Origin of the sequence: Actinoplanes sp. L3-i22, from assembly GCF_019704555.1 — a bacterium.
GTDB lineage: Bacteria > Actinomycetota > Actinomycetes > Mycobacteriales > Micromonosporaceae > Actinoplanes.
The window spans coordinates 9,272,702-9,285,961 of the sequence record NZ_AP024745.1 but is presented as its reverse complement, the minus strand read 5'-3'; the positions used below and the strand labels follow the sequence as shown (position 1 = coordinate 9,285,961).

Annotated in this window: 8 protein-coding genes; 5 read left to right on the top strand and 3 right to left on the bottom strand. The window is 70.8% G+C overall.

The annotated features are described in order from the left end of the window. Positions 1-65 precede the first annotated feature (65 nt). The 4 genes from fxsT (L3i22_RS41480) (at position 66) to L3i22_RS41465 (ending at position 5,762) form a co-directional block, all read left to right on the top strand. The gene (gene fxsT / locus L3i22_RS41480) at positions 66-2,939 is read left to right on the top strand and encodes an FxSxx-COOH system tetratricopeptide repeat protein (protein ID WP_221322908.1); all 2,874 of its coding nucleotides are present in this window, start codon (positions 66-68) and stop codon (positions 2,937-2,939) included. 167 nt (positions 2,940-3,106) lie between these two features. Continuing rightward, positions 3,107-3,307 carry a hypothetical protein gene (locus L3i22_RS41475; protein ID WP_221322907.1) on the top strand — a complete coding sequence of 67 codons (201 nt, stop codon included), beginning with the start codon at positions 3,107-3,109 and terminating at the stop codon, positions 3,305-3,307. Between the two features lie 32 nt (positions 3,308-3,339). After that, the gene (locus L3i22_RS41470; RefSeq protein WP_255657563.1) at positions 3,340-4,494 is read left to right on the top strand and encodes an FxsB family cyclophane-forming radical SAM/SPASM peptide maturase; all 1,155 of its coding nucleotides are present in this window, start codon (positions 3,340-3,342) and stop codon (positions 4,492-4,494) included. Beyond that, positions 4,491-5,762: an HEXXH motif domain-containing protein gene (locus tag L3i22_RS41465; protein WP_221322905.1), complete on the top strand. Its 1,272-nt coding sequence runs from the start codon at positions 4,491-4,493 to the stop codon at positions 5,760-5,762. The genes L3i22_RS41470 and L3i22_RS41465 overlap by 4 nt, the downstream gene beginning before the upstream one ends. Positions 5,763-5,766: 4 nt before the next feature. Here L3i22_RS41465 and fxsT (L3i22_RS41460) read toward each other — a convergent pair whose 3' ends face one another. Beyond that, positions 5,767-9,000 carry an FxSxx-COOH system tetratricopeptide repeat protein gene (fxsT, locus tag L3i22_RS41460; protein WP_221322904.1) on the bottom strand — a complete coding sequence of 1,078 codons (3,234 nt, stop codon included), beginning with the start codon at positions 8,998-9,000 and terminating at the stop codon, positions 5,767-5,769. A 250-nt stretch (positions 9,001-9,250) separates the two neighbouring features. On the opposite strand from fxsT (L3i22_RS41460), the gene L3i22_RS41455 reads away from it, so the two are divergent. Beyond that, positions 9,251-9,724, top strand: coding sequence for a hypothetical protein (locus L3i22_RS41455; RefSeq protein WP_221322903.1), 474 nt, complete (start codon positions 9,251-9,253; stop codon positions 9,722-9,724). 27 nt (positions 9,725-9,751) lie between these two features. On the opposite strand, the gene L3i22_RS41450 is transcribed toward L3i22_RS41455, so the two are convergent. Beyond that, complete coding sequence (locus tag L3i22_RS41450) at positions 9,752-10,432, bottom strand: DUF998 domain-containing protein (protein ID WP_255658759.1); 681 nt, start codon at positions 10,430-10,432, stop codon at positions 9,752-9,754. Positions 10,433-10,479: 47 nt separating this feature from the next. Then, the gene (locus L3i22_RS41445) at positions 10,480-13,134 is read right to left on the bottom strand and encodes a BTAD domain-containing putative transcriptional regulator (protein WP_221322901.1); all 2,655 of its coding nucleotides are present in this window, start codon (positions 13,132-13,134) and stop codon (positions 10,480-10,482) included. Positions 13,135-13,260: the final 126 nt, after the last annotated feature.

Sequence of the window (13,260 nt, the reverse complement as noted above, 5' to 3'; positions counted from 1 at the left end):
TACCGCGGCATGGAATCCTCGAGCTTGACATAAATTGACGCGCTACCGAGCCGGAGCGTATCGACGTGGCCATCCCCATGCCGGGTCGCGACAAAGTCCCTGACGGGCCGGTGCGCGACTTCGTCTCGGCCGTGCACAAGATCTATGACGCTGCCACCCAGCCGCCGGTCCGCCTGATAGCCGATGCGACTGTGCGTCTTCCGGCCAAGGACTACCAGTCGGTGTCCCACGAGACGGTGGGCGGGATCCTGCGTGGCGGTGTGGTGCCCGCGTGGGAGAAGGTCCGATCGATGCTGAAGGTGCTGGCCGACCTGTCGCCCGAGCACGACGATCCGGACCCCGAGCCCGCCATGCGGATCTTGTGGACGGCTGCCCGGCACGAGATGCAGGAGACCCTTCCGCTCGTCCCGGTGGGCCCGCTGGTGACGGTCGAGGCTCCCCCGCCGCCGCGGGCTGTGCAAGCCGCTCCGCTCACCGGCTCCCGCCCGCCGTCCGCGCCCGGCTTTGTCGGCCGGGAGGCGCTGATCGACGACATGCGCCTGGCGCTGTCCAACGACCACGACGTACGTCTGGTGCTCTCCGGTGGCGTGGGAGCGGGTAAGACCCAGGCGGTCCTGCACTACCTGGATCGGCATCATCCGGCCGAGGGGCCGTTGTGGTGGGTGCCGTGCACGACGTCGGACACCGCGCGTGTCGCCCTGATCGAGCTGGCCGCGACGCTCGGGGTCGACTGCCGTCATCGGGTCGATCACACCGTCCGGCTGGTCTTCGAAGCGCTGCAGGCACGCCATTTCCCGTACCTGATGATCTTCGACGGTCTCGATGATCCCGATCTCCTGCGGCTGGTCCCGAATGGCGGCCACGTCATCATCACGACGAGGGACCCGGTGCTCGGCGATGACGGGTCGAGCACCGGGCTCGACGTCCCCGATCTGGGGTCGGTCGAGGCGGAACGCCTGCTGCGGGAGTACCAGCCGTCGATGCCGTCCCACGGGGTCGCGGCGATTCTGGAGACGTACGGACGGTCACCACTCGCCGTGCGACAGGTGGCGTCCTGGTGCCGGGCCGCCGGCGTTCCGCTCGGGGTGCCCAGCGGCGTCGATCCGGCGGAGTGCCTGACGACGGTGCCGGCCGACGGTTACGGCAGCAGTGCGTCGCTGGTTCTGCTGCTGGCGCTGGACCGGTTGGAGATGGCGGACGGCCAGGCATTTCGCCTGTTGGAAGCGTTGTCGTGGTTCGCCCCGATGCCGATCTCGCAGGACCTGCTCAGCCGGGGCGCGGGCGCCCCGGCGGATCCGGGCACCGCCCTGGCCGAGACGCCACGTGGCCCGGTCGCGCTGAGCCTGGCGATCGGCGAGCTGCGCCGCCGAGGTCTGGCCCGATTCACCGCCGGCGACAACGTCGAGGTGCTCCCGTTGGCCGGCCTGGTGATGCGCGGTGTGCTGGCCGGTGAGGGCGGCGACCGGGCGCGCCGCCGTGCCCACGCGCTGCTGGCCGCCGCCGATCCGGGCCCACCCGACGATCACCGTGATGCCACCGACATGTACCTGGAGATCGCGGCGCACGTGGACGCGACCGAGTTGGTGCAGTCAGCCGATCTGAGAGCGCGTAACACGGTGTACCACCAGATCCGATTCCGCTATCAGGCCGGTGATCACCATGCGGCTTGTGAACTGGGAGAACGGGCCTACATCGCGTGGCGGCCGGGCAACGACCCGTCGCAGGACGATCATCTGGTGCTGCGGTTGTCGCACGAATGGGCGAACGCGCTGCGGGCGGCCGGGCAGTACGAGCGGGCCGGGGAACTGACTCGCGGAGCGATGAGTCAGTTGGGTGTGGATCCGGCGTACGGCGACAGTCATCCCTACACCCTGGCCATGGCCGGCAGCCGGGCCGCTGACCTCCGGGTCGCCGGCGACTACCGGCGTGCGCTGGAGTTCGACGACGAGACCTACAAGGTGTGCCGGGAGAGATTCGGCGACGACCATCCGCGCACCATCATGAGCCTGCGCAACCGCGCCATCAGCCAACGGCTCACCGGCGCGTTCGAGGCCGCTGAGCGGGCTGACCGTGAGGCGCTGGAGCGGTCCCTGCGGCGGTTCGACGACGCCAACTGGCGGACCCTGCTGTCGATGAACGCGGTTGCCGAGGATCTCTGCGGTCAGGCGCGCTACCAGGACGTTCTCTCTGAGGTGCAGCCGATGCTGGCCCGCGTCAATCCACACGTGCCGACTCGGCGGGACCGGGGCCTGTTGCTGGCGCGGCGGGCCCTGGCCCTCGCGTGGCGTGGGATCGGTCAGCGGGAGAAGGCGCTCGAACTGCTGGGGAGCTCGTACGCTGACTGCGCCGGCCTGTTCGGCGAGGGTCACGAGTATCCGCTGGCCTTCCGCATGAGCCGGGCCAACACTCTGCACCTGCTGAACCGCACTGACGAGGCGTTCGACGAGATCTCCCAGGTCATCGACCATTACCGCAGGTTGTTCGGTCCCCGCAACCCGATGACAGTGGTCGCCGAGATCAATCTCGCGAACGTGTTGCGGGCCCGAGGCGATCATCCGCGAGCGATGCGCATCGACATCGCGGGTAGCGAGACCCTGATCGACCGGGTCGGCCGGGATCACCCTTTTTCGGTGGCCGCCCAGGTCAACCTGGCTTCGGACTACGCCGTGGGCGAGCATCCGAGCCGGCTCGTCGCCTCGCGTAAGGCCGTTGAGTTCGCCCATCGGGCGTACCCCGACCACCGTGACCATCCCCACGTGCTCGCTGCCGAGGCGAACCTGGCGGCCGACATGGCGGCAGCGCATTTCCCGCAGGCCGCCGCCCACCGGCTCGAGGTGCTGCATCGGCTGGAAGCCCGCTACGGCTCGGCGCACCCGGTGGCGATGGAGGTCGCACGGGGTGAGCGGGTCGACTGCGTGCTGGAGCCTCCGCTGGTTTAAGTGTTTTTGACAAAATTTGTCAAATTCCTTTACGGGTGCATGTGTAAAGATCATTTAGCGGTGGACGAAGATGGTTGCGCCCCTTCGGGGCGCACGGCCGTCCGGTCCACTCATGGCAACGTTCGGCGGTGTTTACACGTTTAATGTTGAGTGATGGAGGGATTCCGGTGAGTGCCGTTTCTGACCCGATCGCGGGAGACGGGCAACGGGAAACCGGGCTCGTCGATGTCGTGGGCGTTTCGCTGACCGATCTGGTGAATGAGCGCGGCGATTCACCGGTCCTCCGATCCATCAGACGATTGCAGGCGGACCTGACGGACCCCAATGGGGTGTTGTCGGCCTTCAGCTCATTCATCGACAAGTCGTAACCATGATCGGGTGGCCTTACCAGGATCTCGACATGGCGGGTCTGCTCGCCGGAGGCTGGCGGCCGACACCGATCCATGAGGTCATCGTCAAAGTGCACCAAAGGTGCAATCTGGCATGTTCGTACTGTTACGTGTATGAACATGCCGATCAGTCCTGGCGTGGCCGGCCGGCCGTGATGCCGTCCGAGGTGTTCGACGCGACTGCGGAGCGCCTCGGTCGTCATGTGCGTGACCACGGTCTGCGGCAGGTGCGGGTGGTGCTGCACGGCGGTGAGCCGATGCTGCTGGGCGCGAGCAGGATCGGGCAACTCGCCGAGCGGATGCGGGCCGCGATGCCCGGGGACTGCGAGGTGCGGGTCGGCCTTCAGACCAACGGAGTCCTGCTGACCGAGCCGGCTCTGCGCGAGTTGCGCCGGCACGATGTCACCGTGGCGGTCAGCGTCGACGGGGCGGCGGCCGACCACGACAGGTTCCGGGTCACCCGACGTGGCCGCGGCACCTTCGCCGCGGTCAGCCGGGCGCTGGCGCTGCTGGCCAAGGCCGAGTTCCGCGCGGGGTTCGGCGGCCTGCTCTGCACCGTGTCACCCGATACCGACCCGTCCGCCTGCTACCGCACGCTGCGAGACTTCGAGCCGCCGGCCATCGACTTCCTGCTACCCCATGCCAACTGGGGGGTGCCGCCCGAGCAGTCCGGTCACGGCCGCTGGCTGACGGCCGCGTTCGACGCCTGGTACGACGATCCCGATCCGGTCCCGGTTCGGCTGTTCGAGAGCGTCGTCGATCTGGTCCTGGGTGGCGCGTCCCGCTCCGAGCAGGTCGGGTTGAGCCCCGCGGCCCTGCTCGTCGTGGAATCGGACGGCGCGATCGAGCAGATCGACGCACTGAAGTCGGCCTACCCGGGCGCGTGTGCGACGGGCCTTGACGTGAGCCGGGACGAGTTCGACGCGGCTCTGGCACACCCGGGAGTGGTGGCCCGGCAGATCGGGGCCGCCGCGCTCGGTGCCGAATGCTCGACGTGCCCGGTCCGGAACATCTGCGGCGGCGGCCACTACGCACATCGGTACCGCCCGGGCGCCGGATTCCGGAATCCGTCGGTGTACTGCGCCGACCTGCGCATGTTCATCGACCACGCCCGGGATCGGGTCGTCGCCGATACCCGTGCCCTCGCCGGGATGGTGACCGCATGACGACGACCTACCACCGGCTGCCCGAACGTCTGCTCACCGATCTGGCCGCGGGCAACGGCGGTCCGGAGGCGTGCCGGGCACTGGCGCAGGCGCAGCTGAGCAAGCACCTGCTGTTGATCTCCGATCTGCTGCGCCGCTGGACCGGTCCGGCCGCCGAGCACGACCGCATCATCGCCGCGCTGGACGCGGCGCGCTCGGCCGATCCGGCCGCGGCCGACCGCGTGCTGGGGTCACCGCAGGTCGGCGCGTGGGTCACGATCGTCAACCGGGCGGCCGCGCAGGGCATCGCCGCACCCGCGGACCTGGCGCACCTCAGCTCGGTGGCCGCGGTGACCTGCGCCGCCGCGGGCGTCGACACCGAGATGATCATCCAGACCCGCGACGGGGCGGTGTCGCTGCCGGGGCTGGGGTCGCTGACCGTCGGCGACCGCGCGGCGGTGACCCTGACCATCACGAATGGCGTGCCGGCCGTCGGGTCCAGCATGGCGGCGCCGGGCAACGACAAGTGGCAGCCGGTGCGGGTGTTGCGCGCGGAGTCCCGTGGGATCGGCATCGAGGTGGCGCTGGACGACCTGGACCTGTTCCGGCACGGCTACCACGCGCCGCCGGCGCCGAGGCTGCCCGCGGACGAGTTCGCGCGCTGGCAGGACCTGTTCGCCGAGGCGTGGCAGTTGCTCACCGACCATCTGCCGGATCGCGCGGCCGAGCTCGCGGCGGGACTACGCGTGCTGGTGCCGCTGCGGGACGACGGTCGATCCAGTCGTAGCGCCACCATCCGGCATCTGTTCGGAGTGTTCGGGCTGACGCGTCCCGCGACCGCCGCCGATCTCGTGGTGACGATGGTGCACGAATTCCAGCATGCCAAGCTCAGCGGGCTGGTCGGCCTCGAGGAACTGACCGACCCGGCCGACACCGGGCGGTATTTCGCGCCGTGGCGCACTGATCCGCGGCCGCTTGCCGGGCTCGTCCAGGGCGTCTACGCGTTCGCTGGAGTGGCCGACGCGTGGCGGGCGCTGAGCGCCGCGGACGGTGTGGCCGATCTCGCGGTGCAGGAGTTCGCCGACGCGCGTCTGTTCGTGGACAAGAGCCTGGCCGAGGTGGAGTCCTCCGGGGCGTTGACCGCGGCCGGTGAGCGGTTCACCGGGGAACTGCGCCGCTTCGCCGATTCGCTGCTCGCGGTGCAGCTGCCCGATCCGGTGACAAGCGAGTCGGACCGCCGCTATGCGGCGATCCACCAGCGTTGGTCGGCAGCGAACGCCCGCGCGTAGGGGATCAGGTCGGCGGCGACTCGATGTCGCATTCGAGTCGATCGCCGGCTCTGGCCGCAGTCACTTCAGGGTGAACGGCGAACTCCGGATGGGGTGGGACGAGCACCTTGCTCAACTCCTGCAGCGAAGTGCGGAGCAGTTCGTCGGCGTCATCGATAGCCCCGGCCGCGCGCAGGTCGTGGGAGAGATTGATGGCCCGTGCGCTCAGGTAGGGATGTTCGGCGTTGTCCCTCGCGTCGTGTGGCCCCCCGGAGGCCTGGCGGCTGCGTTCGAACACGTCCGTCGACAGTGCCAGGGCCGCGGCCGTGTCGCCGCGCAGGGCGTGATCGGTCGCCAGCGAGGTGCCCGCGCAGAGGGTGTACGGGTGGTTCTCGCCCAACACCGTGGTGAGCTGTTGGTAGACGTCGGCGTCGAGCGCGGCGGCGATCTCGTACTCCCGGGCGGCGCGCCGCGCGATCGCCTCGTTGACCAAGGCGCTCAGCGTGAGCGGGTGGTGGTCGCCGAAGTACTCCCGGTAGCGACGCACGGCCTCACGGAGATGCTGCAGCGCGCCGGCGACGTCGCCACGTTGACGAAGCACGTTGCCGTAACTGGTCAGAACCGCGACGGTGTACTCGTGGTTGGGGCCGAATCGGGCGAGTGTCTGATCGAGGTTGTCGCTCAGCACGGCGGCCGCCGACTGGAGCCGACCGGCCTTGCGAAGCAGGATCCCGTAGGTCCGGCCGGACAGCAGAACAAGGCGGTGGGAGCCGTTGCGTTCGTTGATCAATGCTTCGCGCCAGCCTTCGACCACCGCGATCCCCGCCTGGTAGGCGCCCAATCCGTAGTAGTCACGCGCGATGTTCATGTACGCCTCGAGGGCGCCGAAGCTGGTGGTGAGCACGTTGCCGCTCTCGCGACCCGTGCTTTCCGGCCCGGCCGACTCCCAGTAGTCGAGTGTGGCCTGGTCGATCTCCGCGGCCGCGGCGAACTCGCCGACCATGCGGTAGGCGACGGCGACATTCGACTGGGCCCGGAGGATGTAGGGCGCGGGCTTGTCGAACACCTGCCGGTGGCGTTCCAGCAACTCGAGCGAGAACGACAACGACTCGGCGTAGTCGCCACGGATGCGCGTGGCCTGGCCCATCTGGTTGCCCATGACCAGGGTCGGGCGGGCATTTTCCCCCAGGTGTTGGCGCATCAGCTCGTACGTCTCGGTGTTGATCTCGTCAGCGGGCTCGCTCTCGCCGAGCGCGCGCCGGGAGTTGGCGATGTGTGCCCGGCCGTTGAGGGTCAGCTCACCGTGCGGCCCGAGCAGCGGATTGTCCGTCGTCCGCTCCCAAACGGCGACCGAGTCCGTGGCCAGACGGTTGCTGTTCTCGTAGTCGCCCATGTTGTACAGGTAGCGGACGTGGTCGAGAACCGCGGTACGCGCGCGGTCGCTCTCGGCGCCGATCATGTCGGCGGGCCGCAGGTGCGGACCGATCTCGCGCTGCAGGTCGAGGTCGGCGCGAGAGCTCTTCTCGTCCGGGTCGCCGGGGTTCGCCTCGGCCAACAGATTCTGCACACTCCGCAGGATCTCGGCGGTCCCGGCATCGTCCATGACGTCGCGGAGCACGCCCTGAACGAGTCGGTGAACCTGAAGGCGCTGGGCGATGTCGACCTTGACCAAGCCGTACTGGGTGAGGTCTCGGATCGCTATGTTGATTTTGATCGGGCTGCCGAGCAGGGTGCGCAGCGGCTCCACCACCTCGGCGGCGTATCCGTAGCGCAGCAACGAGACCGGGACCGGCTCGCCGCCCAGGAAGGCGAACAACTCGAGCAATTGCGCGGTGGCCGGGGTCTCGGTGCGAAGACGGTCGATCGCCAGGGTGACGAATGCGACGACGGAGTCGGGGTAGCCGGCCGGCTTGCCCTCGGAGAGCAGTTCCTTCTGATGCTGCTTGAGCAGCTCGATGTACTGACTGACCGGCATCCGGGTGAGAAGGTGCCACGACGCCGCCTGCTCCAGCGCCAGCGGAAGGTCACCCAGTCGATCGGCGAGGCGGTCGGCGTCGATGGTGCTGATGCTGTTGCCGGTCCGTCGTCGCAACAGGTCGATACTCTCGTCCCGCTCGAAGACGTCGACCTCAATGTCGGTGCCGAACGCCGCCCATTCCTTGTTGCGGGTGGTGACGACGACATCCCCACCGGTGGACGGCAGATATTCGTCGATCGAGTCGGGGTCGTTCGCGTTGTCGTAGACCAGCAGCCACTTCATCGTCCCCGCGGCCAACGCGTCGAGCACGAGGCGGGCCGTCTGGTGTGCGTTCTCACCGGGCCGGACGCCGAGCTGGCCGGCCAACTGCTCCAGAGAGGCAAGCACGCCGGAGGCCGTGTCGGCGGGGATCCACCACACCAGGTCGTAATCTTCGAGGTGCCGATACACGTACTCCAGGACCAGCTGGGTCTTTCCGACACCACCCATGCCGTGCACGGCCTGCGGCAGCACTGCCGCCTTGGACCCGGAGGCCAGCGTGTCGGCCAGCCGGTCGAGGAGCGTCGATCGACCGGTGAAGTTGTTGTTCTGCAGCGGCACGCCACCGCGGATGGCTCGGGCGCCGGACGCCCGCCGTCGTGGCTCGCTCGCCTCGGCCTCGTTGTGCTCGGCGAGTCGCAACGCCCCGTACGTGGTCTCGGAGACACCGAGGCCACCTGCCACATTGGCCGCCCACTGCCGCAGCGAGTTGCCGGTGTTGGTGCCGACCAGCTTGGCGAGACGGAGAACGAAGCGCAGCAGCGGTGGCACGCCGTCGCTGGGGACCGGCTGTTGTTCCATGACCCGGACAACCGCGTCCCAGTCCTGCCAGATGTTGAAGTCCTGCAACTCCGGCACCTGGGCCAGGTCGTCGAGAGCCTTGAAGACCGATGTGGTGCCCACCTCGCTGAGGACCCGGCACAGATCGAAGCGGTCGGGCGGCGACAGCAGCAGTGGACCGCGCAGCTCGCGCGCCAGCTCGGCGACCCGGGTCGCGGCCGGCTCCTGGTGGTGGTCGGCAACGACCTGAGTGAAGATCACTACCGCGCCGCTGAGCAGATCATAGGAATTGATCAGCGACAGCAGATCGCGGCGCGGATCAGGGGATCGCCGGGTCGAGAATTTTCGGCGGATAAGAGTGGCCGACCGATCTACCGCGCGATCGCGGGCGTCTCCATCTGACAGGCTTTCGACCTGCAGCAAAGCATCGACCAATGCGTCGAGCGGTTTGATTTCCGGCACGGCTCATCAATCCCTGCGCGCGATTTCGGATGTATGCCCGCATGCTAACCGAATTCCACCTCGGGCAGTGGCTTCGATCCCGGTTACCACGCCTTCGGCGCAAACGGATTTTCTGGTTCCCGAACCGGATCGCCGCCGGTGGGGATTCGGTACCGGTCGATCGTGGTGTTGTCATACGCCCAGTCACTCCGGTGAGTGAACAGGCCGGGAGGTGTGGAACTAACTCGGGCTTTCCCCGACTCCCACGGGCATGACAACGACGCTTCGCACCGCAGCCACTGTTCTTCGCCGGATGGCCGGCGCCGCACTCCTGGTCACGGCCCTGTTCCTGACCACCCAGGTCGCCGCCGCGAACGCCGCGGCGCGGGCCGGCGGGTGCCGGCTGAGCTACTACGTGCCGTCCATGTCGTCGGTCGAGATGACGAACGGGGACGGGCAGGTGGTCCGGCTCCAGCACAGCTACTCCAAGGCCCACGCGGTGGAGTACCGGTACCTGTGGCGGGGGGACAACACGTACACCATGCGGGTGCGGGATCGGCAGGCCGAGGGCCGGTCCACCGAGCTGCCCAACGCGCCGGGGCTCAGCCTGGTGCTGCGCTCGACCTACGGCACGGAGATCTTCAACGGGTCGGTGCGGCAGGGCACCCAGTACCGGGTGGGCATCCAGGCCTGCGGAACCTGGTACCAGTCGGCCGGGAGCGACCTGCACTGGCGCTCGATCTGAGCCGACGCCTGATTTCGAGCCGACCGCTCAGCCGGTCCGGGTGCTGCCCGGGCCGGCCGCGCGGCCGGCGTGCGGCCGCGCGGACAACCTGGGATGCAGGCGCGCGGACCACACCACGATCAGGGGCCAGCAGGCCTGCGCGCCGGCGGCGACGCGCTCGGCGAGGCCGACCCGGCCGCCGGCGCCGAGGGTCACGGCGAACCACGCGACCAGCCCGAGCAGCACCAGCGCGGCAGCCGACGACACGACCGGCCGCAGCGCCACCGGCCCCCGGTCAAGCGGTGACACGTCCGAGTGCGCTGCCCCCGGTCCCCGGTCGGGCCGGCGCCAGGCCAGCGCGGGCCACACGGCCAGGGCGCCGAACGCGGTGGTGGCCGCCGCGGGGTGCGCCGGGTCCGGCAGCGGGAACGCCGCGACCAGCATCGTCGCCGCCCCGCCGAGCCCGAGCACGATCCGGCCGGCCGTCGCGGCCCGGGTCAGCCCGAGCGCGGTCACCACGTGGCAGACGCCGAGGCAGAGCAGGGCCGCGGTCATCAGCCACCGGTCGGCGGCGTCCCGCGCGGCCAGCGCGCTGATCGTGTCCACCGCGCTGTCGAAGCCGGCCGGTTGCCGCCGGGCGGCCAGCGTCCAGCCGCCGATCAGCGCGACCGGCGCCGCCGCCGAGGACAGCAGGGCCCACCACGGTACGGAATTTCGCGCGACCAGCATCGGCACCGTTTCGTCGTCCTGTCCCGATCTTGTCCGGGACCTGCAGACTACGGCGCTGGAGGCCGGGACAGCGCGGCCACCGCCGCGTCCAGGGTGGTCCCGGCAGCGCTCCGGTGGGCCCGGGCGATCTCGTCGGCGGTCAGCGCCGAGCGGGCCGAGCGTTCCGCCTCGTCGCGGTCGGCCAGTTCGTCCGGGGTGAACAGCGGCGACCCGAGCGTGCCGCGTTCCCGGGCGGCGACCAGCAGCAGGACCAGACCGGCGGCCGGGTCGCCGTCGAGCACGGCCACCTGCGCCAGCCCCTCGACGGCGTCCAGTTGCCCCTCCACGATCGCCAGCTCGGCGTAGCGGCGCAGCGCCGCGCGCAGGTAGTCGCCGGAGGCGGCGAGCCGGCCGTGGCGCCGGGTCACGATGCCGAGGTTGTTGAGCGCGGCCGCCTCGCCGCGCGGGTCGCTGATCTCCTGGAACGCCGCCAGGGCCCGCTCGAACAGCGGCCCGGCCTCGTCCAGGCGCCCGGCGCAGCGCAGCGTCCCGGCGGTGTTGTTCATCGCGGCGGCCACCCCGCGCCGGTCACCGTCCTCCTCGGCCATCGCCAGCCCGGCGTAGCCGTAGGCCAGCGACGCCTCGTAGTCCTGCTGCCCCTGCGCGGTGATCGACAGGTTGTTCAGCGCCGCGATCATGCCGGGCCGGTCGCCCAGCTCACGGAACGTGGCCAGGCTCTGGTCACCGAGGGTCCGGGCGGCGGCCAGGTCACCGGAGTTGCGGGCCAGCGAGGCCGCCCCGCGCAGCGCCTGCCCGCGCGGCGGAGTCGCGGTTTCGGGAGCGGCGTCGAGGGCCCGGCCCAGCCAGGCCCGGCCCTCGGCCATCCGGCCGGTCACCCACCAGTACCACCACATCGCGGCCGCGATGGTCAGCCCCTGGACCGGGTCGCCGTGATCGAGCGACCAGCCGAGCGCGGCCACGATGTTGTCGTAGTCGCGGCCGGTCCCGGCCATCCATCGGCCGTGCCCGGCCGCGTCGAGCGGGCGCGGGGCGGTGAGCAGCTCGATCCAGTGGGCGACGTGCCGTTCGTGGGCCGGATCGCCGGCCGGGAGGCGCTCGGCCGCGTACTGGCGCATGGTCTCGACCAGCCGGTAACGGTCGCCGGCCTGCTCCACCATCGAGCGGTCGACGAGCTGGGCGAGCGTCTCGGCGGCGTCCAGGCCGGCCACCGCGTCGGCGGCGGCCGGCCCGAACCCGCCGGCGAAGACGCCGAGCCGGCCGAACAACTGCTGCTGGGCGCCGTCGAGCAGGTCGTAGTCCCAGTCGATGGCGGCCCGCATGGTCTGGTGCCGGGCCTCCGGCGACGTGCCGACCAGCAGGTCGAGCCGCCGGTCCAGCCGGGCCAGCACCTCGGCCAGCGGCAGAGTGCGCAGCCGGGCGGCGGCGAGTTCGAGCGCGAGCGGCAGCCCGTCGAGCCGCCGGCACAGGTCGGCGGCGACCGGCAGCTCGGCGGGCCGCAGCGCGACGCCGCCGCGGGCCGCGGCCACCCGTGCGTCGAACAGGCGCACCGCGTCCGGCCGCGTCAGCCCGTCGAGCGAGAAGACCACCTCGCCGGCCAGCCCGAGCGGCTCCCGGCTGGTGGCGACCACCCGCAGGGCCGGGGCCAGCGGCAGCAGGTCGTAGACCAGCCGGGCGGCGTCGGCCCGGACGTGCTCGCAGTTGTCCAGCACCAGCAGGACCCGGCCGGACAGCCGGCGGGCCACGCTGCCGGTCACCGGCACGCCCGGCTCCTCGCGGGCGCCGACGGCGGCCGCGACCCGCTCGGCGAGCATCCCGGTGGTGTGCCCGGCCAGCTCGACGATGTGCACCGCCTCGTACTCGGCGGCCACCTCGCGGGCCAGCTCCACGGACAGCCGGGTCTTGCCGGCGCCGCCGGTGCCGGCCACGGTGAGCAGCCGGTTCGTGCCGAGCAGCCGGATCACCCGGTCCAGTTCGAGGCGCCGCCCGATGAACCGGTTGCGTGCCCCGGGCACGCCGGGAGACGGCTGGTCGAGGGTGGGATCGCGACGCCGGACCGCGGCGGCCAGCGCGGCCAGCCGGGGGCCCGGCTCGGTCTCGTACCCGGCCAGCGCCAGCGCGGTGCGGTCGTAGAGGTCCAGCGCTTCGGCGGTCCGCCCGGCCCGGTGCAGCGCCAGCATCAGGCGCTCGACCAGCGGCTCGGAGGTCGGCTCGGCGGCCACCCAGGCGCTCAGGCCGGCCAGCACCGGCCGACCGGCCGCCACCTCCCGGTCGGCCCACCGCACGCGGACGGCGAGCAGCGACTCCTCCAGCGCCGCGGCGGCGGCCGCGACGATCGCTCCGGCGCCGCCGCCCTCGTAGGCGGGACCGCGCCAGAGCGCGAGCGCCTCGTCCAGGGCGCCGTTGGCGGCCAGCGCGGCGAACTCGTCGGCGTCGCCGCGGGCGGCGAGCGCGTACCCGCCGGAGGTGGTGGTCAGCGCGTCCCCGACGATCTTGCGCAGGCCGGAGACGTGCACCTGCAGGGCGCTCGCGGCGGTCGGTGGCACGTCGCCGGGCCACAACTCGGCGATCAGCCGGGCCGCCGAGGCGGGGCGTCCGGCGCCGGCGATCAACGCGGCCAGCAGGGCGCGCATCCGCGGTGGCAACGCGGCCGGGTGTCCGTCGCCGGTGATCACCCGGACCGGGCCGAGTACCTCGTACCGCATGCGTCTCCGTCTTAAGCGTTTCTTCAGTGCCCGCCCACACGCTAGCCAGGTCAGTGACGAACGCCAGTGGACGGGGAGCAAAAGGGATGTTCAGCGGTATCAATCGATCTGGTCGGCTGGCCGGTT

Bases quoted from the DNA above. Each gene is read 5' to 3' on its own strand.
- L3i22_RS41455 (WP_221322903.1), top strand. From the start codon at position 9,251: ATGACAACGACGCTTCGCACCGCAGCCACTGTTCTTCGCCGGATGGCC.
- L3i22_RS41450 (WP_255658759.1), bottom strand. From the start codon at position 10,432: ATGCTGGTCGCGCGAAATTCCGTACCGTGGTGGGCCCTGCTGTCCTCG.
- L3i22_RS41465 (WP_221322905.1), top strand. From the start codon at position 4,491: ATGACGACGACCTACCACCGGCTGCCCGAACGTCTGCTCACCGATCTG.
- L3i22_RS41470 (WP_255657563.1), top strand. From the start codon at position 3,340: ATGGCGGGTCTGCTCGCCGGAGGCTGGCGGCCGACACCGATCCATGAG.
- L3i22_RS41445 (WP_221322901.1), bottom strand. From the start codon at position 13,134: ATGCGGTACGAGGTACTCGGCCCGGTCCGGGTGATCACCGGCGACGGA.